Source organism: Microbacterium sp. SZ1 (assembly GCF_002362255.1).
Classification (GTDB): domain Bacteria; phylum Actinomycetota; class Actinomycetes; order Actinomycetales; family Microbacteriaceae; genus Microbacterium.
In genome coordinates, this window is the sequence record NZ_LPVV01000034.1 from 35,780 (window position 1) to 55,607 (window position 19,828).

The window sequence follows — 19,828 nt, forward strand, 5'->3', positions numbered from 1 at the left end:
AGCGACTCTCAGCGGAGTCGCTCCGAAAACGATGACGGCCCCGGAGGCTTGGGGAATCCTCGGGGCCGCGGACGGCGGTGCTGGGGACACGTGCCGTCCTGGTGGTAGTTGGAACGCTGGGGACGTTCTCACACACCAGTAGCCTCGTTTGCACAGACGGCTACATCTTGATGATAGGAGCTGCTGTGCGCGGGCCACCAGAGCGATTTCTTCAGATAGTGAACCAACCTCAGATGGAGAAGTCGGAAGCCGTCGTGCTCCCGTCGAGGGCATCGGCCCCCAGTTGCAGCGACAGCCTCTGCGCCGCCCGCTGCATCCGCGTCACGAGGCTCCGCCCCACGATGTGCTCCGACGGCAGCGAGATGGCCAGGGACGCGATCACGTTGGGGGCGATCACCGGCACGGCCACGCACGTGTTGCCGATCGCGTACTCCTCCTGGTCGACGGCGAACCCCGGCGAGTGCTCGAGCTGCGTGAGCAGGGTGCGACGATCGCTGATGGTCCGCGGGGTCAGCTCCTCGAGACGGTGCCGCGACAGGTAGTCCAGCCGCTCCTCGTCGGAGAGGTCGGCGAGGATCTGCTTGCCGAGCGCCGTCGCGTGCGCGCTGGCGTCGAGACCGACCCAGAGCTCGATGCGGGGATTGCGCACGGCGTCGACGATGTCGACGAGATGCATCTCGCCGTCGTGGTACCGCGACAGGTACGCCGTCGCGCCGACCTCGTCGGTGACGGTGCGGAGCGCCGCGCGCACCCGCGCGAGAAAGATCCCGCGTGCATCGGTCTCCGACTGGAATGCCGGGAAACGGGTTCCGAGGACCAACCCGTCGGGTTCGCTCGTGAGATACCCCTCGTGAATGAGGGTGCGCACGAGGTTGTACGTCGTGCCGGTGGTGAGTCCGGTGATGGCGGAAAGCGTCTTCACCGGTATCGGGCGAGGCGAATTGGCGACGATGTCGACGAGGCGCAGCGCGCGCTGCACCGACCCGATGAGGGTCGGCTCGGCCTCGGCGGCGTTCACCGCTATGCGCCTCCGCCGGACGCGCGACCTCCCAGTGCCCGCGAATCGCGCTGACCCGAGGCATCCTGCCGCAGTTCCTTCGGCAGCGAGAACATGAGGTCCTCCTCGGCCGTCTTCACCTCTTCGACGTCCCGGTACCCCGCGCCGTCGAGTGCGTCGAGCACCTCGCGCACGAGCACCTCGGGCACCGAGGCCCCGCTGGTCACGCCGACGGTGGCGACGCCGTCGAGCCACTCCTGCTTGACCTCCTCCGCGTAGTCCACGCGGTAGGCGGCCTTGGCGCCGTACTCGAGCGCGACCTCGACGAGACGCACGCTGTTCGAGGAGTTCGCCGATCCGACGACGATCACGAGATCCGCGTCCTTGGCGACCTTCTTGATCGCGACCTGGCGGTTCTGGGTCGCGTAGCAGATGTCGTCGGACGGCGGATTGTGCAGCTCGGGGAAGCGCGTGCGCAGACGGTTCACCGTCTCCATCGTCTCGTCGACCGACAGCGTGGTCTGCGAGAGCCAGACGACCTTCGACGGGTCCTTGACCTCGACCGTGTCGGCCTCCTCCGGGGAGTTCACGACGGTGACGTGCTCGGGAGCCTCTCCCGCCGTGCCCTCGACCTCCTCGTGGCCGTCGTGGCCGATGAGCAGGATCTCGAAGTCGTCGCGCGCGAAGCGCACGGCCTCGCGGTGCACCTTGGTGACGAGGGGGCAGGTGGCGTCGATCGCGTGGAGTCCTCGATCGGATGCCGCATTCACGACCGCCGGCGACACCCCGTGCGCGCTGAAGACGACGTGAGCGCCCTCGGGGACCTCGTCGACCTCCTCCACGAAGATCGCGCCCTTCTCCTCGAGCTCGGTCACGACGTGGATGTTGTGCACGATCTGCTTGCGCACGTACACGGGCGCGCCGTAGCGCTCGAGAGCCTTCTCCACCGCGACCACGGCACGGTCGACACCGGCGCAGTATCCGCGCGGGGCGGCGAGCAGAACACGCTTCTGTCCGACCACCGGGTTATCCTGAAGCCGACCTGCCGCCGCACGTACTCGTGGGATGCGGGGAGTCGGGAGATGAACGGCAGTCGAAGTCACCCTTCGATTCTACCGGCGGCTACCTGAGCAGGGCCGGGAAGGGGCACGGAGCGGATGACAGTCTTCGAAGCGACGACGCGCCCCGGCGAGACGCCTCCCGCCGACGCCGTCGCGCCGCGGGATTCGTCGGCATCCGCCCCCACGTCCGTCGCCCGGCTGAACGCCACGATCCGCGACTTCGTCGCCCGCTGGAACACGGTCTGGGTCGAGGGCGAGATCACCTCGTGGAACGTGCGCGCCGGCAACATCTTCGCCCGGCTGAAGGACACCCGCTCCGACGCCCAGATCTCCATCCGCATCTGGTCGAGCGTGCGGCCGCGCATCCCGAACGACCTGGGCGTGGGCGATCACGTCGTCGCGGCGGTCAAGGCCGACTACTTCGTGAAGTCCGGCGACTTCAGCTTCGCGGTGTCGGCCATGAAGCACGTCGGACTGGGCGACCAGCTCGAACGCCTCGAGCGCCTGCGCGTGCAGCTCCGGCAGGAGGGGCTGTTCGACCCGTCGCGCAAGAAGCGCCTGCCCTTCCTCCCGCACGTGATCGGCCTCATCACCGGCGAGCGGTCGGATGCCGAGAAGGACGTGCACCGCAACGCCGAGCTGCGCTGGCCGCAGGTGCGGTTCCGCACCGAGTACGCGGCGGTCCAGGGCGATCGGTGCGTGCCTGACACACTGGCGGCCCTCGCGCGGCTCGACGCCGATCCCGACGTCGACGTCATCGTCATCGCCCGCGGCGGCGGCGATCCGCAGACCCTGCTCGGCTTCAGCGACGAGCGCCTGGTGCGGGCCGTCGCGGCGGCATCCACCCCCGTTGTGAGCGCGATCGGTCACGAGAACGACCATCCTCTGCTCGACGATGTCGCCGACCTGCGCGCGTCCACTCCGACCGACGCCGCGAAGCGCGTCGTACCGGACGTCAGCGAGCAGCGGGCGCTCATCGCCCAGCTGCGCTCGCGGGCGACGTCGCGCCTCACGCAGCGGATCACTCACGACATCGCCCAGCTGGAGCAGCTGCGCTCACGGCCTGCGCTGCGCTCCCCGGATCCGATCATCGACTCGCGCTCGCAGGAGGTGTGGCTCATGCTCTCCCGGGGCCGCGACAGCATCGCGCGGCAGCTCGATGCAGCAGCGAGGGAGACGAGCGAGCTACGGGCGTCTTTGCGCGCGCTCTCCCCCGCCGCCACACTCGCCCGCGGGTACGCGATCGCTCACCTCGACGGCGGGCTGATCCTTCGCGACGCCGCCGACGCTCCGGCGGGCAGCGCTCTCACGATCACCGTCGACCGCGGCTCGATCGCCGCACGCTCCGAGGGCGAGATCGCCGAGAGCGACGGGTGACGTCGGACGATTCTTGAGCCCGTCACCGCCCTGAGTCCATCCTCTGCGGAGACCGCGCGAGGCCGCCCCCTCCGGGTGAGCGCGCTGCGCGCACCGCGTAGGATGGAGGCGTGAGTGCGCTGAACGACACCCCCGTGGAGACGCTGTCGTTCGAGGCCGCGCGCGACGAGCTCGTGAAGGTGGTCGCGGAACTCGAACAGGGCGCGCCGACCCTCGAGCAGTCGCTCGCCCTGTGGGAGCGCGGCGAAGCCCTCGCCGCCCGCTGCGAGGAGTGGCTGCTCGGCGCGAAGCGCCGCCTGGAGGCCGCCAGGGCCGCGGCATCCGACTCTGCTGGCGGAGCGGAGTCATGAGCAAGCGCGCCCCGATCGTGGCCGAACTCGGCCGCCCCGAGACGCCGGAGGAGACCGCGGCCCGCAAGGCCGAGTTCAGCAAGGCGTACCGGTCGAGTCAGACGGTCCGCGGACTCATCGCCGCTCTGCTCGCCACCCTGGCGATCGTCGTCGTCATCGTGTTGGCGGTGCCCCGCGGCGAGCCTGCGACCGAGCGGGAGGTCGACGTGACCGGCATCGCCGCCGACGTGGAATCGTCGCTCGGCAGCCCGGTGATCGTGCCCGAGCTCGACGACTTCTGGCGCGTGAACGCCGCGGGTCTCACGAGCGGCGCCACACCCGTGTGGGATGTGACCCTGGCACCGGCAGCGGAGAACGAGCGCGGGTTCATCAAGCTCGCCCAGGCTTTCGGGGTCGATTCGTCGTGGGCGCCGCAGCGACTGAACGGCGTCGCCCCGACCGATACCACCGCGATCGGCGGAATCGAGTGGGACGTCTACTCGCTCGGCGACGCCGGCGCGAAGCAGAACGTCACCTACGCCATCGGCACGCAGGCAGGCGACGACTACGTGCTCCTGTACGGCTCGCGCTCGGCCGATTCGACCGCCGACCTCGCCGAAACCCTCGTCCCCCAGATCCGCGATCTCTCGGAGTAGCCCATGACGCACCCGCTCACGCCCGCCGCCGCCTGGACGCAGATGCAGGAGGGGAATCGGCGCTTCGTGAACGACGAGCCTCGTCATCCCAATCAGGATGTGGTCAGGCGGCGCGATCTCGAGGCCGCTCAGCATCCTGTGGCGACCCTGTTCGGGTGCTCCGATTCCCGTCTCGCCGCCGAGATCATCTTCGACCTCGGTCTCGGCGATCTCTTCGTCGTGCGCAACGCCGGCCAGGTGATCGGCGAATCCATCGTCGCGAGCCTCGAGTACGCCGTGGCCGTGCTGGAGGTGCCGCTGATCGTGGTGCTCGCACACGACTCGTGCGGCGCCGTCCGGGCCGCGATCGACGGCACCGCGATCGACGCCGACCCGCTCCCCCCGCACATCTGGAAGCTCATCGCCCCGATCGTGCCCGCGGCCCGCAAGGTGCTCGCCGAGAGCGGCGGAACGACCGTCGACGAGATCGACGCCGAGCTCGTCGGGCGCGAGCACCTGCGCAACACGGTCGGCGACCTGCTGCAGTCGTCCGAGATCATCTCGAACGCCGTCGCCGAGGGGCGACTGGGCATCGTGGGCGCCAACTACCGACTCGCAGAGGGCACCGCTGTGCCCGTCATCACCGTCGGCATCGAGACCGACGGCATCGAGACCGAGGGGCAGAGCCCCGCAACCAAGGAAGGTTCGGAATGACCGACACCCAGCAGGAGTACCGCATCGAGCACGACACCATGGGTGAGGTGCGGGTGCCCGTCAACGCGCTCTACGGGGCGCAGACCCAGCGTGCGGTGGAGAACTTCCCGATCTCGGGCAAGGGTCTGGAGTCGGCGCAGATCGCCGCGCTCGCCCGCATCAAGAAGGCGGCAGCGCTCGCCAACAAGGAGCTCGGCACGCTCGACGGCGCGATCGCCGACGCCATCGCGCAGGCCGCCGACCAGGTGGCCGCCGGCACGCACGACGGCGAGTTCCCCGTCGACACCTACCAGACCGGTTCCGGCACGTCGTCGAACATGAACATGAACGAGGTCCTGGCAACGCTGGCGAGCCGCATCCTCGGCGCGAACGTGCACCCGAACGACCACGTCAACGCCTCGCAGTCGTCGAACGACGTCTTCCCGACCTCCGTGCACATCGCCGTGACGCAGGCTCTCATCGACACGCTCATCCCGGCGCTCGACCACCTCGCGGTCGCTCTCGAGGCGAAAGCCGAGCTGTGGAAGGACGCCGTCAAGTCCGGCCGCACGCACCTCATGGACGCGACCCCGGTCACCCTCGGCCAGGAGTTCGGCGGCTACGCACGTCAGATCCGCCTGGGCATCGAGCGGGTGCAGTCGGCGCTCCCCCGCGTCGCCGAGGTGCCCCTGGGCGGCACCGCCACCGGCACCGGCATCAACACCCCGCTCGGCTTCCCGCAGAAGGTCATCGAACTCCTCGCCGCCGAGACCGAGCTGCCGATCACCGAGGCGAAGGACCACTTCGAGGCGCAGGGCGCCCGTGACGGACTCGTCGAGGCGTCGGGCGCGCTGCGCACCATCGCCGTCTCCCTCACGAAGATCAACAACGACCTGCGGTGGATGGGCTCCGGCCCCAACACGGGTCTGGGCGAGCTGCACATCCCCGACCTGCAGCCGGGTTCGTCGATCATGCCCGGCAAGGTCAACCCGGTCGTGCCCGAGGCCGTGCTGATGGTCTGCGCACGTGTGATCGGCAATGACGCTACGGTCGCCTGGGCCGGAGCATCCGGTTCGTTCGAGCTGAACGTCGCGATCCCGGTCATGGGCACGGCGCTGCTCGAGTCGATCCGCCTGCTCGCGAACGCCTCGCGCGTGCTCGCGGACAAGACGGTCGACGGACTGCAGGCGAACCTCGACCGCGCCGCCGCCTTCGCGGGCATGAGCCCGTCGATCGTGACGCCCCTGAACAAGCTCATCGGCTACGAGGCCGCGGCGAAGATCGCCAAGCACTCGGTCGCGAAGGGCATCACGGTGCGCGACGCCGTGATCGACCTCGGCTACGTCGAGCGCGGCGAGCTCACGCTCGAGCAGCTCGACGAGAAGCTCGACCTGCTCTCGATGACGCACCCCGGCTGAGCCCGGACGACAGACGGATGCCGCAGGGACCTTTTCCCTGCGGCATCCGTCGTCTCCGTCGCCGGTCCTAGCTGAGCTCGCCGCCCTCCAGCAACTCGGTCACGAGCGCCGCGATCGCCGAGCGCTCCGAGCGCATGAGCGTGACGTGGGCGAACAGGTCGTGCCCCTTGAGGGTCTCGATCACGCTGGCGATGCCGTCGTGGCGCCCGACCCGAAGGTTGTCGCGCTGGCCCACGTCGTGGGTGAGGATCACCCGCGAGTTCTGCCCCATCCGGCTCAGGACCGTCAGCAGCACGTTGCGTTCGAGCGACTGCGCCTCGTCCACGATCACGAACGCGTCGTGCAGCGAGCGCCCGCGGATGTGCGTGAGCGGCAGCACCTCGAGGAGCCCCCGCTCGACGACCTCTTCCATGACGTTGCCCGAGACGACCGAGCCGAGCGTGTCGAACACCGCCTGTCCCCACGGCCCCATCTTCTCGCCCTGGTCGCCTGGCAGGTATCCGAGCTCCTGACCTCCGACCGCGAACAGCGGACGGAAGACGATGATCTTCTTCTGCTGCTGCCGCTCGAGCACGGCCTCCAGACCCGCGCAGAGTGCGAGTGCCGACTTGCCGGTTCCTGCCCGCCCGCCGAGTGAGACGATGCCGACCTCGGGGTCCAGCAACAGGTCGATCGCGATCCGCTGCTCGGCCGAACGCCCGTGCATGCCGAAGATGTCCCGGTCTCCGCGCACCAGCCGGTACTCGCCGTCGCCGGTGACGCGCCCCAGGGCCGACCCGCGCTCGGAGTGGATGATGAGTCCGGTGTTCACGGGCAGGCCGCGGGCCTCCTCGCTGATCCCAACCTCGCTCTCGTACAGGTCGCTGATCTCATCGCCCGACAGGTCGAGCGTGGTGATCCCAGTCCAGCCGGAGTCGACTGCCTGCTCGGCCAGGTACTCCTCGGCACGGAGACCCAGCGATGCGGCCTTCACGCGCATCGGGAGGTCCTTCGACACGATCGTGACGTCCTGACCGTCCTGAGCGAGGTGCATCGCGACCGAGAGGATGCGGCTGTCGTTGTCGCTCAGTCGGATACCGGCGGGGAGCACCGACGTGTCGGCGTTGGCCAGTTCGACGCGGAGCGTGCCGCCCTCGCCGACCTCGACGGGGAAGTCCAGCCGGCCGTGCTCGATGCGCAGGTCGTCGAGGTGGCGGAGCGCCTGGCGCGCGAAGTAGCCGATCTCGGGGTCGTGGCGCTTGCCCTCGAGCTCGGTGATGACGACGACCGGGAGGACGACGGAATGCTCCGCGAAGCGGAACAGCGCCTGCGGATCGCTGAGCAGGACAGAGGTGTCGAGCACGTAGGTGCGCAGATCCTGATCAGGGACTGCGGACGTGGCCCGACTCGTCGTCTTACGGGTGGACTGCTGCGCGGTGCTGGAGGACTGCTGCGCTGTACGTGAGGTCACGACCCACTCCCGACCCGGGGAATCCCGGCTATTCGAACGAGTCGACCAGGGGGTCACGAGTCGCGAACCTGAGGCCGACTCGACGGGCGCCTTGCCCGATGCCTAGAAGCTACGACCAGCCGCCGACATTTCGTCGGCTCGACACGCCAGCAATTCGTTACGTGTTGATGAACGGATCGGCGGCGCCCGCGCGGAGGCTCAGCGACCGAACCGGCGGTCGCGATCGGCGTAGTCGCGGATCGCGCGCAGGAAGTCGACCTGCCGGAGATCCGGGCCGAGCGCCTCGACGAAGTAGAACTCGCTGTGCGCACTCTGCCAGAGCAGGAAGTCGCTGAGCCGCTGCTCGCCGCTCGTGCGGATCACGAGGTCGGGGTCGGGCTGCCCGCCCGTGTAGAGGTGCTCCCCGATCATCTCCGGGGTGAGGTGGGCGGCGAGATCCTCGATCGTGCCACCGGACGCCTGGTGCGCGGTGACGATGCTGCGCACGGCGTCGACGATCTCGTTGCGTCCGCCGTAGCCGACCGCGAGGTTCACGTGCAGACCCGTGTGGTCCTTGGTGCGCTCCTGCGCATCCTCGAGCACGCGCGCGAGCTCGGGCGGCAGGATGTCGGAGCGACCCACATGCTTGACCCGCCAGTTCCCCTCGCGGGACAGCTCGTCGGCGAGCTCGGCGATGATCTCGATGAGGTCGGCGAGCTCCGCGGAGTCGCGCTTGCGGAGGTTGTCGCTGGACAGCAGATACAGCGAGACGACGCGGATGCCGAGCTCGTCGCACCAGCCGAGGAACTCGATCATCTTCGCCGCGCCTGCGCGATGCCCTTCCGCCGGAGTCGCGTAGCCGAGTTGTCGCGCCCACCGACGGTTGCCGTCGATCATCATGGCGACGTGATGCGGAACCGACGCCGGATCGAGGTGACGGCGCAGCCGGCTGGTGTAGAGCCGGTACAGCGGCCCCCGCCCCTGACCATCGCGTGACATCACCTCCCTACGCTATCGTGCGGGGCTCGGGAATGCCCGAGAGCTGCCGCCGGGGATATCACCCGTCGAGCTCTCAGGTTATGTACGCCTGGCGGAATGGCACCCCACCTAGAGTGAGCACGTGAGCACTCCCGACGCTTCCGCCCCCGATCTTCCCCAGCTGCCGCTGCTCGAAGAAGCGGCCGACGACGCGCACGTCGAGATCAAGCCCACGTGGCGCGGCTGGATCCATGCCGGCACGTTCCCCGTCGCGATCGCCGCCGGGATCGTCCTGATCGTCTTCGCCCAGGGCGGCGCCGCCAAGTGGGCCGCCGCCGTCTTCATGGCCTCGTCGCTGCTGCTGTTCGGCAACTCCGCCGTCTACCACCGCTTCAACTGGGGCCCCACGGTCAAGGTCGTCCTCAAGCGCATCGACCACGCGAACATCCTGCTGCTCATCGCCGGCACGTACACGCCGCTAGCCGTGCTCGCGCTTCCTCCGGAGAAGGGGATGCTGCTGCTCATCCTCGTGTGGAGCGGCGCGCTGCTCGGCATCCTGTTCCGGGTGTTCTGGATCAACGCGCCTCGCTGGTTGTACGTCGCCCTCTATCTGCTGCTCGGCTGGGCCGCGGTGATGTACATCGTCGACCTGCTGAACGCCAACGTCGCGATGATGGTGCTGGTGATCATCGGCGGGCTGCTCTACACGGGCGGCGCGGTGGTCTACGCGCTGAAGAAGCCGAACCCGTGGCCGGGGCACTTCGGGTTCCACGAGATCTTCCACGTGTGCACGGTGCTGGCTTTCCTGTGCCACTGGACGGCGTGCCTGCTCATCGCTCTCGAGCCGCTGTCACCGTCGCTCGGCGCCTAGCGGCCGAGAATCAGCGCCTCTCGGGGTCGTCGTCGCCCTCGCGCACGATCGGCAGGTCGGCGTCCGTCTCGGTCGCCTCATCGGCCGCGCGGGCGGCGGCCTCCTCGGCATCCAGTTCCTCGCGGACCTCTTCGCGATAGCGAACGCGACGGATCCGGCGGTTCATGTCGAGAATCAGCAGGATCACGGCCACGAGCAGGATCACCACGGCGGCGAACCCCACGAATCCGGGGGTGACCGACTCGGGCGCCACCGTCATCGACGGTGTCGGCATCGGGGTCTCGGTCAGAGCGAGCATGGAGTCTGCCTTTCCTGCGCAGGTCGCATAACCTGGAGTTACCAGCCTAACGACCGGAAGACCCGCCCCGTGACGACCGCACAGCAGCTCGACGACCGCTATGGTCGCACCCGCCGACGGAAGGCGCCCTGGATCGTGCTGATCACGGTGGCCGTGCTCCTCGTCGGCGCGTTCGGCTGGTCGATCGTGACGGAGCAGATGAACAGCGTCGACTCCGACGACCTGGGCTTCGACCTCGTCGACGAGCACACGGTCGACGTGCGCTTCCAGATCACCGGCGTGCAGGGCAAGGACGTCGTGTGCGTCGTCGAAGCGCTCGACGAGGAGTTCGGCGTGGTCGGCTGGAAGGTCGTCGAGATCCCGGCATCCGACTCCCACTCGCAGGCGCTGTCGACCACCGTGCCCACCGTCGCGGAGGCGACGACGGGTTTGGTGAACAGCTGCTGGGTCGCCTAGACTCGGGGCAGACAGACGACGCCCTGGCACCGTGCCGGGGCGTCTTGGCATATCCCCCGCGGAACGTCGGTGGATACCGAATGAAGGAGCTTCGTCATGTCTACTGACGCTCAGGTTCCCTTCCTCACGCAGGAAGCCTACGACCGGCTCGTCGCCGAGCTGGAGCACCTGTCGACGACGGGTCGCGAGGAGATCGCCAAGCGCATCGAGGCCGCCCGAGAAGAGGGCGACCTCAAGGAGAACGGCGGCTACCACGCCGCGAAGGACGAGCAGGGCAAGCAGGAGGCCCGCATCCGCACCCTCGAGGGTCTGCTGAAGACCGCGAAGGTCGGCGAGGCACCGCCCAGCCGCGGAATCGTAGAGCCCGGCACGGTCGTCACGGCCGTCGTCGCGGGCGGCGAAGAGGTCTTCCTGCTCGGCAGCCGCGAGATCGCAGCCGGCAGCGACCTCGACGTCTACAGCGAGGCGAGCCCTCTCGGACAGGCGATCCTCGGACTCAAAGTCGGCGATAAGTCGTCGTACGAGGCCCCGAACGGCCGCTCGATCTCGGTCGAGATCGTCAACGTCGAAACCTACACTGGCTGACCGGTGACACGAGGAAGGCCCCGTCCTGTCGGACGGGGCCTTCCTCGTGTACGGCGCTCTCGCTCGCCGCTTTCAGTTGACACCTGCTGCGGCAATCCTGCGCGAATTGCGGCACGGGGTGCCAAGTGAAACGCTCAGTCGGGCACGACCATCGGCAGAAAGCCCTCCCGCCGCAGCGTCTCGAGCGTGAAGTCGGAGTGCTCGGGTCCGCGGGTCTCGACGCTGAGCTCGAGGATGACGTCGTTGATCTGCAGTCCGTGTCCGTGGCGCGTATGCATGGCCTCGATGACGTTGGCACCCGCCTCGGCGATGAGCTCCGAGACCCGGGCCAGCTGACCGGGGCGGTCGGGCAACGGGATGCGGATCGTGAGGTAGCGTCCGGATGCCGCGAGTCCGTGCGACACCACGCGCTGCAGCAGCAGCGGGTCGATGTTGCCGCCCGACAACACGGCCATCGTCGTCCCGGACGACTGCACCTTGCCGGCGAGGATCGCGGCGACACCGGCCGCACCAGCAGGCTCCGCGACGACCCTGGTCTGCTCGAGCAGGATGAGGATCGCCCGGGCCAGATCGTCGTCGGAGACGGTGACGACCTCGTCGACGAGATCCTTGATGATGCCGAAAGGGATCGCGCCGGGGCGTGCGACGAGGATGCCGTCGGCGATCGTGGGCCGAGTCTCGATGTCGACGGGTTCACCCGCTTCCAGCGAGGGCAGCATCGCGGCCGCGTTCTCCGCCTGGACGCCGATGATCCGCACGCTCCTCCCGCGCTCTGCGGCTCGCGCCCTGGCCGCGGCGGCGACCCCGGCGATCAGGCCGCCGCCGCCGATGCTCAACACGATCGTGTCGACGTCCGGGGCGTCGTCGAGCAGCTCGAGTCCCAGCGTCCCCTGGCCGATCACGATGTCGCGGTGGTCGAACGGGTGGATGAGCACGGCGCCGGTGCGCTCGGCGAACTCCGCCGCCAATCGCAGGGAGGTCGCGACCGTCTCGCCCTCGAGCACGACCTCGGCACCGTAGTTGCGGGTCGCGAGGAGCTTCGGCACCGGGACGCCGATCGGCATGAAGATCGTCGCGGGGATGCCGAGCGCCTGCGCGGCGAGGGCGACGCCCTGCGCGTGGTTGCCTGCCGACGCCGCCACGACGCCGCGCGCCCGCTCCTCCGCGCTCAGCCTCGACAGACGGTACGCGGCCCCGCGGATCTTGAAGGAACCGGTGCGCTGCAGGTTCTCCATCTTGAGAAGCACGGGCGAACCCAGCACGTCGGTCAGAGCACGCGACGGCAGGGTCGGCGTGTGCATGATCACCTCAGCCAGACTCTGAGCGGCGTGCTCGAACTCGGTCAGGCTGGGGACTGCGCTCATCGATTCCTCCGTGTCCGCTCACGCGGGACTGTGCTCCAGATCAGGTCGGCGTCCGGCTGATCGCCGGTGCGCCACGACCCCGTGCTGATGGTGACCGCGGCGACGTTGACGAATGCCGCGAGGGGCACCGCGAACAGCGCCCCGGGGATGCCGCCGACCATCGAGCCGCCGGCCACGACGAGCACCACGGCGAGCGGGTGCACCTTGACCGCCGATCCCATCATGATCGGCTGCAGGATGTGCCCCTCGAGCTGCTGCACCGCGAGCACGACGCCGAGCATCGCGAGGGCGATCCACGGGCCGTTGTAGACGAGGGCGAGCAGCACGGCGATCGCGCCGGTGACGACGGCACCGACGATCGGCACGAACGAGCCGAGGAAGACGAGGACGGCGACGGGGATCGCGAGCGGGACGCCGAGGAGTGCGGCGCCGACGCCGATCCCGACGGCGTCGATGGCGGCGACGAAGAGCTGCGTGCGCGCGTAGTTGACGAGGGTCGCGAATCCGTTCGTCGCGGCGGCGTCGGCCGCGGGGCGCGCAGCGCGCGGGAACAGACGGAGGGTCCACCGCCAGATGCGGCCGCCGTCAGCGAGCAGGCAGATGAGGATGAAGAGCGCCAGCACCGCTCCGGTGACGACGTGCGCGGCGGTGGTTCCGACAGCCAGAGCACCGTTGAGAAGGGTCTGGGCCTGCTCGTTGATGATCTGCAGGCCCTGGTCGATGTACCCCTGGATCTGAGCCTCGCTCAGGTGAAGAGGTCCGTTCAGGAGGAACTGACGGAAGTCCTGAATCGCCTGGGTGCTGCGCTGCTGCACGTCGGGCAGCTGCTGGCGGATCTGCCACACGACGAGCCACATGAGCACCGTCACGATCGCGATGGTGCCGATGATGGAGATCGCCACCGCTGCCCATCGCGGGAAGTGGTGTCGCAGCATCCATTGGAACGCGGGCCACAGCAGGGCGGTGATGAGGATGCCGATCATGAGCGGGATCACGAGCAGCTTGAGCTCGATGACGAGCCAGATGAACCCGGCGGCGACGGCTGCGATGAGAAGCAGTCGCCAGGCGTAGGCGGCCGTGACGCGCAGGCCGCGCGGGACCGCCTCATCGGCCGCCGTCGTGACCGTGCGCTCGGTCGAGATCGGACGCGGACGGAAGAGGTCTCTCAGCCGCGGATGCTGCTCTTCGCTCATCGCCCAAGTCTACGGCGCTCCACCAGGCTCCCCCGACGCTGAGCGGCAACATGACGAGGGTCCGCTGGCTCGTCGCCGAGGCCTCGATGTCGGCGCATCTGGATACGCTGGCCGGGTGACCGACACTCTCAGCTCAGCGCAGGCGCGCCGTATGGCCCTGGCGGCTCAGGGCTTCTCCCGCGCCCGTCCTGCGGCCCCCTCGACGCGTCACATCCACCGGGTCATGGACCGCCTCGGCGTGCTGCAGATCGACTCGGTCAACGTGTTCGCCCGGTCACACTACATGCCGCTCTTCTCCCGTCTCGGGAGCTACGATCCCGCGCTGCTCGACCGGATGTTCCTGTCCCGCACGACCCACTACGTGGAGTACCTCGCGCACGAGGCGACGTTCATCCCGATCGAGGACTGGCCGCTGTGGCGCTTCCGAATGGAGAGGTTCCGGCGGCGCGGGGCCGACCCGGAGTCGTGGGCGAGTCAGAACGCGCAGACCATCTCCTGGGTCCTGGACGAGCTCCGGACGCAAGGGCCGTTGCGGCCGGCCGACCTTCGGGCGGACGCGCCGCGCGAACGCGGCACCTGGTGGGACTGGGACGACGTGAAGCTGGCGCTGGAGCATCTCTGGCGCACGGGCGACGTGGCGATCAGCGGACGGAAGGGCTTCGAGCGCAGTTACGCGCTGGCCGAGCACGTCATCCCCGACGACATCCGCTCGCGCGACGTCTCGTACGACGACTCCATCCGCGAATTGATCCGGCGCGCGGCACGCTCGTCGGGCGTCGCGACGATGGCCGACCTGGCCGACTACTACCGGATCCGCGACCGGGCGACGATCTCGCGTGCCGTGGCCGACCTCGTCGACGAGGGCGAGCTCGTGCCCGTCCGGGTACGGGGGTGGGAACGCGCCGGCCGCCCCCTGGCGGCGTGGCGGCACCGCGATGCCGTGCTCCCCCGACGGATCGACGCGGCCGCACTGCTCACCCCGTTCGATCCCGTGGTGTGGTTCCGCGAGCGGGCGCTCCGCGCCTTCGAACTCGATTACCGCATCGAGATCTACGTCCCTGCGGCGAAGCGCCGCTACGGCTACTACTCGCTGCCCGTGCTGGTCGGCGACCGGGTCGTCGCCCGCGTCGATCTGAAGGGCGAGCGGTCGACGTCGACGCTGCAGGTGCAGTCGGCGTGGTGGGAGCCGCAGGCGGATGCCGCGGCGGACGCCGAGCGCATCGCGAGCGAGCTGGTGCTCGCTGCGTCGTGGCAGGGCCTCGAACACGTCTCGGTCTCGGGCTGGGGAACGGCCGCTGACGCCCTCCACAGCGCCCTGAGCGCCCTTCCGGCCGCCTCGGTGCGCCGACACGTCCACGCGAGGGAGGCGACGTCGTGACCCCCCGTACGAAATGGCTCCTCGGAGGCGCGGCTGTGGTCGTCATGATCGTCGCGATCGCGACGATCGTCTGGGCGACGGCACGCCCCGCACCGGAGGCATCAGCCAGTCCGACTCCACAGCCGAGCCCCTCGATCGACCTGCTCGCCTCCGCGCAGGCCGACCTCGACGAGCACCTCGAGCAGTGCGCGGCAGCGGGCGCGCCGAACGGCGTCATGCCGGAGGCGTGTGGGATCCGCATCCCGTGGGGAACCGAGTTCGCAGCCGTGACCGACGCGCGGTTCCGCATCGAGCGGATGCCGGAGATCACCCTCACCGACGACGGTTTCGTCGCGCAGGGCGGCGAGCTGATCGCCACGGTCACGGGCACCGGTCAGGACGGCGCCCCGCGCACAACGACCTACCGCACGCAGAACTGGTCGGTGCGCGGCGATGCCGAGCGCACGAGAACGGGCGTCGACGTCACGGTGTGGTGAGGTCGACGCCCGTGGCTGCGAGGATCAGAACTGGACGCGCGGCGGCTCGGAGATCGCGCCGCTGTCGGCGACCTCGAAGAACTCGCGCTCGGTGAATCCGAGCCCCTTGGCGAAGAGGTTGTTCGGGAAGACCTTGATCTTCGTGTTCAGCTCGCGCACGCCGCCGTTGTAGAACCGACGGGCGGCCTGGATCTTGTCCTCGGTGTCGACGAGGGCCTGCTGCACCTGGAGGAAGTTCTGGCTCGCCTGCAGCTGGGGATACGCCTCGGCCACCGCGAACAGGCTGCGCAGCGCCTGCTGCAGGTGGCCCTCGGCGATGCCTGCCTCGCCGGGCCCACTGGCGGACAGGGTCTCGGCGCGAGCGCGCGTGACGTTCTCGAACACCGCCTTCTCGTGCGAGGCGTAGCCCTTGACCGTCTCGATGAGGTTCGGGATGAGGTCGGCTCGGCGCTTGAGCTGCACGGTGATTCCGCTCCACGCCTCGTCGACGCGGACGTTGAGCTGCACCAGCGAGTTGTACGTCGCCCACAGGTAGATGCCGACGAGCAGGATCACTCCGACGACGATCAGTACCGGCACGAGCCATTCCATCAGAGGCCCACCCTTCCTCGTGTTTCTCTCATCCTATCGGCGCAGTCTGCGCGTCGACTGGGCGCATGACGCTGAGCCGCATCAGGCGCCGAGGACTCGGTCGAGGTAGCGGTTGGCGAAACGCCGTTCCGGATCGAGGCGGTCGCGGAGCGCGACGAAGTCATCGAAACGCGGGTAGCGCTCGCGCAGCTGCTCGGCGGTCAGCGTGTGCAGCTTGCCCCAGTGCGGCCTGCCGTCGTGCTCGACCATGATCCGCTCGACCGCTTCGAAGTACTCGGTGGGGTCGGCCCGCCAGTAGCGGTGCACGGCGATGTATCCGCTCGCACGCCCGTGCGCCGTCGACAGCCAGCGGTCGTCGGCCGCGGCGAACCGCACCTCGATGGGGAACTCGATGCGCCACCCGTGCTTCGCGATCAGCGCGCGTACCTCACGGAAGGCCGGGACGACGTTCTCGGCGGGCAGCGCGTACTCCATCTCGCGGAAGCGCACGGTGCGGCTCTGCGTCAGCACACGATGCGACAGATCGGTGTACTCGCGGTCGCCGGTGACCTTCACTGCGAGGCGGCTGAACGGCGGCGTGATGGCCGGGACCACCTGCCCCGCGGCACAGGCCACACGGTAGACGCCGTTGGACAGCAGGGTCTCGTCGACCCACTTGCCCACGCGAGGCAGGGGCTGTCGTCGTGTCGACTCGGCCAGCCGGGTCTGTCGCTTCGTCAGGGCGACCTCGGTGTGCGGGAACCAGTAGAACTCGAAGTGGTCGGACGCCTCGACGCGTTGATCGAGTGATTCCAGCACGTTCTCGAGGGGCTCGGGCCGATCGACGGCCTGCAGCACGAACGCAGGGACGCACTGCAGCGTGACCTCCACGATGATGCCGAGCGCTCCGAGACCCAGCGCCACGGCGGGAAGCAGCTCCGGCTGGTGCTCGTCGTCGATCCGCAGGAACTCCCCCTCCGCCGTGACGAGGGTGACGCCGACCACCTGGGTCGCGAGGCCTCCGAACCCGGCACCCGTGCCGTGCGTGCCGGTCGAGATCGCGCCGGCGATCGACTGACGATCGATGTCTCCGAGATTCTGCATCGCGAGGCCGTGCGCCGCCAGCAGCCGCGGGATGCGGTGCAGCCGCGTGCCGGCGAGGAGCGTGACGCGGCCGGTGACGGCATCCGCCGAGACGAGTCCCTGCAGGTCGTCGAGCTCCAGAAGCACCCCGGGTGCGATCGCGATTCCCGTGAAGCTGTGCCCGGCGCCGACGGCCTTGATGCTCAGTCGCTGGGCGACGGCCGCCCGCACCGCGCGCTGCACTCCCTCCGGACTGCGCGGACGCTCGACGCGCAACGGCTTCACCTGTGCCGACCGACCCCAGTTCTGCCAGGTGCCGCCGATCCGCGTCATAGGAACGCCTTCCCCTCGCCGCGGTAGGTGGGCAGTTCATCGACGACCTCGTCCCCCGACACCAGGTGATAGCTGTCGATGCGCTCGGCCGGTTCTCCGCTCTTCGCATGACGGAACCACACCCGGTCGCCCACCCCGAGAGTCGCGGCCTTCGGTCCCTGCAGCGGCGTCTGGACCTCGCCTGCCGCCTCTCTCGACAGCGTGCGAAGACCATCGGGCCAGACCGGCTTCGGCTGTCGCGAGGTCACGGCCGGGCCGGAGGCGATCCATCCGCCGCCGAGCACGGTCGCGATGTCGGCGGCCGGGCGACGGACGACGTCGAACGCGAAGGCTGCGGCGGGAGCGGGGCGGAACGACCGGTAGCCGTCGAAGAGATGGCCGCCGAGCAGACCGCTCCCCGCGCTCGCCTCCGTGAGCGACTCGTCGCTGCCCGTGAACTCGAGTGATCCGGTACCGCCGCCGTTGAGGAACTCGAGGTGCGCGATGCCTGTGAGCGCTTCGACGATCTCAGCTCGCCGCACCCGCAGCTCGGCGCGCGAACGCGCCTGCATCACGCGGATGACGGGCGCGTCCGGGCCGGCGTCGTCGCCCTGTCCTGCGATCTGCGCCTCGTACATCTGGAGACCGACGAGGCGGAAGCCGGGACGACGCAGGATCGTCCGCGCGAACGCCGCGACCTCGCCCGCCGTGAACAGCGCGGACCGCCGGACGCCGATGTGACCGAGCGCCGCGGATCGAAGCGAGGCATCGGCGTCGATAGCGACGCGGATCTCCGGTCTGCGCCCCGGCGGGGCGACGCTGTCGATCAGATCGAGGTGCGCGGGGTCATCGACCATGAGGGTGATTCGCCGTGCCGCCTGCTCCGATGCGAAGAGCTCCGTGAGGGCCGTGCGATCGACGGTCGGGTATCCGATCACGATGTCGTCGTGCGTCTCGGCGAGCCAGAGCGCCTCCGGGAGGGTGAAGGCGAGGATGCCGCGGTAGCCGGGCAGCTGCAGCACGGCGTCGAGCACGGCGCGTACGCGCACCGACTTCGAGGCCACGCGGATGGGAAGTCCTCCCGCCCGCACCAGCATGTCGAGGGCATTGTGGCGGAGCGCCTCGCGATCGATCACGGCGACCGGCGCAGGCAGGTGCGCCGTCGCTGCGGACAGGCGCGGCCAGTACCGGGCGGGGTCGTGCCATTCGGGGGCGACCGGGGACTGCGTCGATGCGGGGTTCAGGTCGGCGGTGAGGTCGAGCACTCCCCCACCATACGACCTGGGTGCACTCGGATTCGCCCTTTGCGGAACCGGGTCGCAGACGATCCCGGAGGTAGGCTGGCGGGCGTGCCCCCGTAGCCCAATGGCAGAGGCAGGCGACTTAAAATCGCTTCAGTCTGGGTTCGAGTCCCAGCGGGGGCACCACCGCGCCCGACTCAGCGCCCGAAGAGGTCGCCGATGCCGGGGATGCCGAGGTCGCCGAGCTTCTGGCCCCATTCGCTCGCCGTGTCGCCGAGTCCCGACACCGTCTCGCCCGCGGATCCCATGAGGCCCTCGGCCGCACCGGTGAGTTCCTCGGCGCCGAGGCCGCTCGCGATCGCGTCGAGATCGACGCCCTGCGCCAGCGCGTCGAAGTCGACCCCGAGACCGGCGGCCTGCTCGAGCAGGGGTGCCGCGACCGCGCTGCCGATCGCTCCGACCGCGACGACGCCCAGCGCTCCGACGGCAGCGCCGCCCGCCAGGCCGGCGGCTCCGAAGCCGCCGACGCGCGACAGGAGCCCGCGCATGCGTCCGGGGCGCGCCGCCTCGGTGCGCCCCGCGGCGCGCGCCAGATCGTCGGGCGACGACGACGCCGGTCGCTCGCCCGGCGAGAGCTCGGCGGTCATGCGCTGCTGCACCTGAGCGCGCTGCTCCGGTGTGAGCCTGGCGAACGCCTCGCGGTGGATCTGCTCGACGCGGTGCGGGTCGGCGGTCTGCAGCAGGTAGTCGTAGCGCGCGATGGCTGCTCGGTCGGCATCCGTCCCCTGCCGCGCCCCGGCGGGAGGCGGTGCGTACCGGCCGTGCGGCGCGGGAGGCGAGTACCGGTCACCGGCCGAGGGCGGGGCGTACGGCTGTGATGTACGGGGCTGGTGCGGAGCGCGCGACGTCGATTCCCGGTCGTTGCCGTCGAGGTCGAGCGCCTTCGCGGCCATCCCGATCAGTCGGTTCAGCTTTCCCATGGTGGCGGTTCCTTCGTGTGACGAGCGGACCGCCCGGAACCGATGGCGAGGGTCCGTGGCCGTCCGCGCTGATACGGACGCCCGGTCTCCTCCACCCTTGCGGG

The 19,828-nt window shown here is 69.5% G+C and carries 21 protein-coding genes and 1 tRNA gene; 11 read left to right on the plus strand and 11 right to left on the minus strand.

Going from position 1 to position 19,828, the window contains the following annotated elements:
• Positions 1 to 229: 229 nt before the first annotated feature.
• Together AUC47_RS10980 and AUC47_RS10985 are read right to left on the minus strand one after the other, a co-directional pair.
• Complete coding sequence (locus AUC47_RS10980) at positions 230 to 1,018, minus strand: IclR family transcriptional regulator (RefSeq protein ID WP_096715232.1); 789 nt, start codon at positions 1,016 to 1,018, stop codon at positions 230 to 232.
• Positions 1,019 to 1,020: 2 nt separating this feature from the next.
• The gene (locus tag AUC47_RS10985; RefSeq protein WP_179297603.1) at positions 1,021 to 2,064 is read right to left on the minus strand and encodes a 4-hydroxy-3-methylbut-2-enyl diphosphate reductase; all 1,044 of its coding nucleotides are present in this window, start codon (positions 2,062 to 2,064) and stop codon (positions 1,021 to 1,023) included.
• Between the two features lie 90 nt (positions 2,065 to 2,154).
• Between AUC47_RS10985 and xseA the strand changes: the two genes are divergently transcribed.
• From xseA to AUC47_RS11010, 5 genes are all read left to right on the plus strand, one after another.
• The gene (gene xseA / locus AUC47_RS10990; protein WP_096715234.1) at positions 2,155 to 3,435 is read left to right on the plus strand and encodes an exodeoxyribonuclease VII large subunit; all 1,281 of its coding nucleotides are present in this window, start codon (positions 2,155 to 2,157) and stop codon (positions 3,433 to 3,435) included.
• 110 nt (positions 3,436 to 3,545) lie between these two features.
• Entirely contained in the window at positions 3,546 to 3,785 is a 240-nt protein-coding gene (locus AUC47_RS10995; RefSeq protein WP_096715235.1) for an exodeoxyribonuclease VII small subunit, read from the plus strand.
• Positions 3,782 to 4,420 carry a DUF4245 family protein gene (locus AUC47_RS11000; protein ID WP_096715236.1) on the plus strand — a complete coding sequence of 213 codons (639 nt, stop codon included), beginning with the start codon at positions 3,782 to 3,784 and terminating at the stop codon, positions 4,418 to 4,420. Before AUC47_RS10995 ends, AUC47_RS11000 begins: the two co-directional genes overlap by 4 nt.
• Positions 4,421 to 4,423: 3 nt before the next feature.
• Positions 4,424 to 5,113, plus strand: coding sequence for a carbonic anhydrase (locus tag AUC47_RS11005; protein WP_096715237.1), 690 nt, complete (start codon positions 4,424 to 4,426; stop codon positions 5,111 to 5,113).
• Positions 5,110 to 6,510: a class II fumarate hydratase gene (locus AUC47_RS11010; RefSeq protein WP_096715238.1), complete on the plus strand. Its 1,401-nt coding sequence runs from the start codon at positions 5,110 to 5,112 to the stop codon at positions 6,508 to 6,510. The genes AUC47_RS11005 and AUC47_RS11010 overlap by 4 nt, the downstream gene beginning before the upstream one ends.
• Positions 6,511 to 6,577: 67 nt before the next feature.
• Here AUC47_RS11010 and AUC47_RS11015 read toward each other — a convergent pair whose 3' ends face one another.
• Entirely contained in the window at positions 6,578 to 7,960 is a 1,383-nt protein-coding gene (locus AUC47_RS11015) for a PhoH family protein (protein WP_096715239.1), read from the minus strand.
• Between the two features lie 198 nt (positions 7,961 to 8,158).
• A complete protein-coding gene (locus tag AUC47_RS11020) occupies positions 8,159 to 8,938 on the minus strand; it encodes an isoprenyl transferase (protein ID WP_096715240.1) in 780 nt (259 codons plus the stop codon).
• A gap of 121 nt (positions 8,939 to 9,059) precedes the next feature.
• Here AUC47_RS11020 and trhA point away from each other — a divergent pair, with 121 nt between their 5' ends.
• Positions 9,060 to 9,788 (plus strand): PAQR family membrane homeostasis protein TrhA, encoded by a 729-nt coding sequence (trhA, locus tag AUC47_RS11025; protein WP_096715241.1) that lies wholly within the window; start codon positions 9,060 to 9,062, stop codon positions 9,786 to 9,788.
• A 10-nt stretch (positions 9,789 to 9,798) separates the two neighbouring features.
• On the opposite strand, the gene AUC47_RS11030 is transcribed toward trhA, so the two are convergent.
• The gene (locus AUC47_RS11030) at positions 9,799 to 10,086 is read right to left on the minus strand and encodes a hypothetical protein (RefSeq protein WP_256999541.1); all 288 of its coding nucleotides are present in this window, start codon (positions 10,084 to 10,086) and stop codon (positions 9,799 to 9,801) included.
• Between the two features lie 69 nt (positions 10,087 to 10,155).
• Here AUC47_RS11030 and AUC47_RS11035 point away from each other — a divergent pair, with 69 nt between their 5' ends.
• Complete coding sequence (locus tag AUC47_RS11035; protein WP_096715242.1) at positions 10,156 to 10,542, plus strand: DUF4307 domain-containing protein; 387 nt, start codon at positions 10,156 to 10,158, stop codon at positions 10,540 to 10,542.
• 96 nt (positions 10,543 to 10,638) lie between these two features.
• Entirely contained in the window at positions 10,639 to 11,127 is a 489-nt protein-coding gene (gene greA, locus AUC47_RS11040) for a transcription elongation factor GreA (RefSeq protein WP_096715243.1), read from the plus strand.
• A gap of 134 nt (positions 11,128 to 11,261) precedes the next feature.
• Here greA and ilvA read toward each other — a convergent pair whose 3' ends face one another.
• Entirely contained in the window at positions 11,262 to 12,491 is a 1,230-nt protein-coding gene (ilvA, locus tag AUC47_RS11045) for a threonine ammonia-lyase (protein WP_096715244.1), read from the minus strand.
• Positions 12,488 to 13,684, minus strand: a complete 1,197-nt coding sequence (locus tag AUC47_RS11050; RefSeq protein WP_096715245.1) for an AI-2E family transporter — start codon at positions 13,682 to 13,684, stop codon at positions 12,488 to 12,490. Before AUC47_RS11050 ends, ilvA begins: the two co-directional genes overlap by 4 nt.
• A 115-nt stretch (positions 13,685 to 13,799) precedes the next feature.
• On the opposite strand from AUC47_RS11050, the gene AUC47_RS11055 reads away from it, so the two are divergent.
• Together AUC47_RS11055 and AUC47_RS11060 are read left to right on the plus strand one after the other, a co-directional pair.
• A complete protein-coding gene (locus AUC47_RS11055) occupies positions 13,800 to 15,062 on the plus strand; it encodes a winged helix-turn-helix domain-containing protein (RefSeq protein ID WP_096715246.1) in 1,263 nt (420 codons plus the stop codon).
• Positions 15,059 to 15,538 (plus strand): hypothetical protein, encoded by a 480-nt coding sequence (locus AUC47_RS11060; protein WP_143740729.1) that lies wholly within the window; start codon positions 15,059 to 15,061, stop codon positions 15,536 to 15,538. The genes AUC47_RS11055 and AUC47_RS11060 overlap by 4 nt, the downstream gene beginning before the upstream one ends.
• A gap of 24 nt (positions 15,539 to 15,562) precedes the next feature.
• Here the strand turns inward: AUC47_RS11060 and AUC47_RS11065 are convergent, their stop codons facing one another.
• The 3 genes from AUC47_RS11065 to AUC47_RS11075 form a co-directional block, all read right to left on the minus strand.
• Positions 15,563 to 16,129 carry a LemA family protein gene (locus AUC47_RS11065; protein ID WP_050721493.1) on the minus strand — a complete coding sequence of 189 codons (567 nt, stop codon included), beginning with the start codon at positions 16,127 to 16,129 and terminating at the stop codon, positions 15,563 to 15,565.
• Between the two features lie 81 nt (positions 16,130 to 16,210).
• Complete coding sequence (locus AUC47_RS11070; protein WP_096715248.1) at positions 16,211 to 17,524, minus strand: D-arabinono-1,4-lactone oxidase; 1,314 nt, start codon at positions 17,522 to 17,524, stop codon at positions 16,211 to 16,213.
• Entirely contained in the window at positions 17,521 to 18,768 is a 1,248-nt protein-coding gene (locus tag AUC47_RS11075) for an alanine racemase (RefSeq protein WP_096715249.1), read from the minus strand. The genes AUC47_RS11070 and AUC47_RS11075 overlap by 4 nt, the downstream gene beginning before the upstream one ends.
• Before the next feature lie 86 nt (positions 18,769 to 18,854).
• Here AUC47_RS11075 and AUC47_RS11080 point away from each other — a divergent pair.
• A tRNA-Leu gene (locus tag AUC47_RS11080) sits at positions 18,855 to 18,930 on the plus strand.
• Positions 18,931 to 18,941: 11 nt separating this feature from the next.
• Here the strand turns inward: AUC47_RS11080 and AUC47_RS11085 are convergent.
• Positions 18,942 to 19,724 (minus strand): cation-transporting ATPase, encoded by a 783-nt coding sequence (locus AUC47_RS11085; protein WP_096715250.1) that lies wholly within the window; start codon positions 19,722 to 19,724, stop codon positions 18,942 to 18,944.
• Positions 19,725 to 19,828: the final 104 nt, after the last annotated feature.

What these genes read in the sequence shown, in the direction of transcription:
- xseA (WP_096715234.1), top strand. Translation starts at nt 2,155, where the DNA reads ATGACAGTCTTCGAAGCGACGACGCGCCCCGGCGAGACGCCTCCCGCC.
- AUC47_RS11000 (WP_096715236.1), top strand. Translation starts at nt 3,782, where the DNA reads ATGAGCAAGCGCGCCCCGATCGTGGCCGAACTCGGCCGCCCCGAGACG.
- AUC47_RS11005 (WP_096715237.1), top strand. Translation starts at nt 4,424, where the DNA reads ATGACGCACCCGCTCACGCCCGCCGCCGCCTGGACGCAGATGCAGGAG.
- AUC47_RS11010 (WP_096715238.1), top strand. Translation starts at nt 5,110, where the DNA reads ATGACCGACACCCAGCAGGAGTACCGCATCGAGCACGACACCATGGGT.
- AUC47_RS11020 (WP_096715240.1), bottom strand. Translation starts at nt 8,938, where the DNA reads ATGTCACGCGATGGTCAGGGGCGGGGGCCGCTGTACCGGCTCTACACC.
- AUC47_RS11030 (WP_256999541.1), bottom strand. Translation starts at nt 10,086, where the DNA reads ATGCTCGCTCTGACCGAGACCCCGATGCCGACACCGTCGATGACGGTG.
- greA (WP_096715243.1), top strand. Translation starts at nt 10,639, where the DNA reads ATGTCTACTGACGCTCAGGTTCCCTTCCTCACGCAGGAAGCCTACGAC.
- ilvA (WP_096715244.1), bottom strand. Translation starts at nt 12,491, where the DNA reads ATGAGCGCAGTCCCCAGCCTGACCGAGTTCGAGCACGCCGCTCAGAGT.
- AUC47_RS11050 (WP_096715245.1), bottom strand. Translation starts at nt 13,684, where the DNA reads ATGAGCGAAGAGCAGCATCCGCGGCTGAGAGACCTCTTCCGTCCGCGT.
- AUC47_RS11065 (WP_050721493.1), bottom strand. Translation starts at nt 16,129, where the DNA reads ATGGAATGGCTCGTGCCGGTACTGATCGTCGTCGGAGTGATCCTGCTC.
- AUC47_RS11070 (WP_096715248.1), bottom strand. Translation starts at nt 17,524, where the DNA reads ATGACGCGGATCGGCGGCACCTGGCAGAACTGGGGTCGGTCGGCACAG.
- AUC47_RS11085 (WP_096715250.1), bottom strand. Translation starts at nt 19,724, where the DNA reads ATGGGAAAGCTGAACCGACTGATCGGGATGGCCGCGAAGGCGCTCGAC.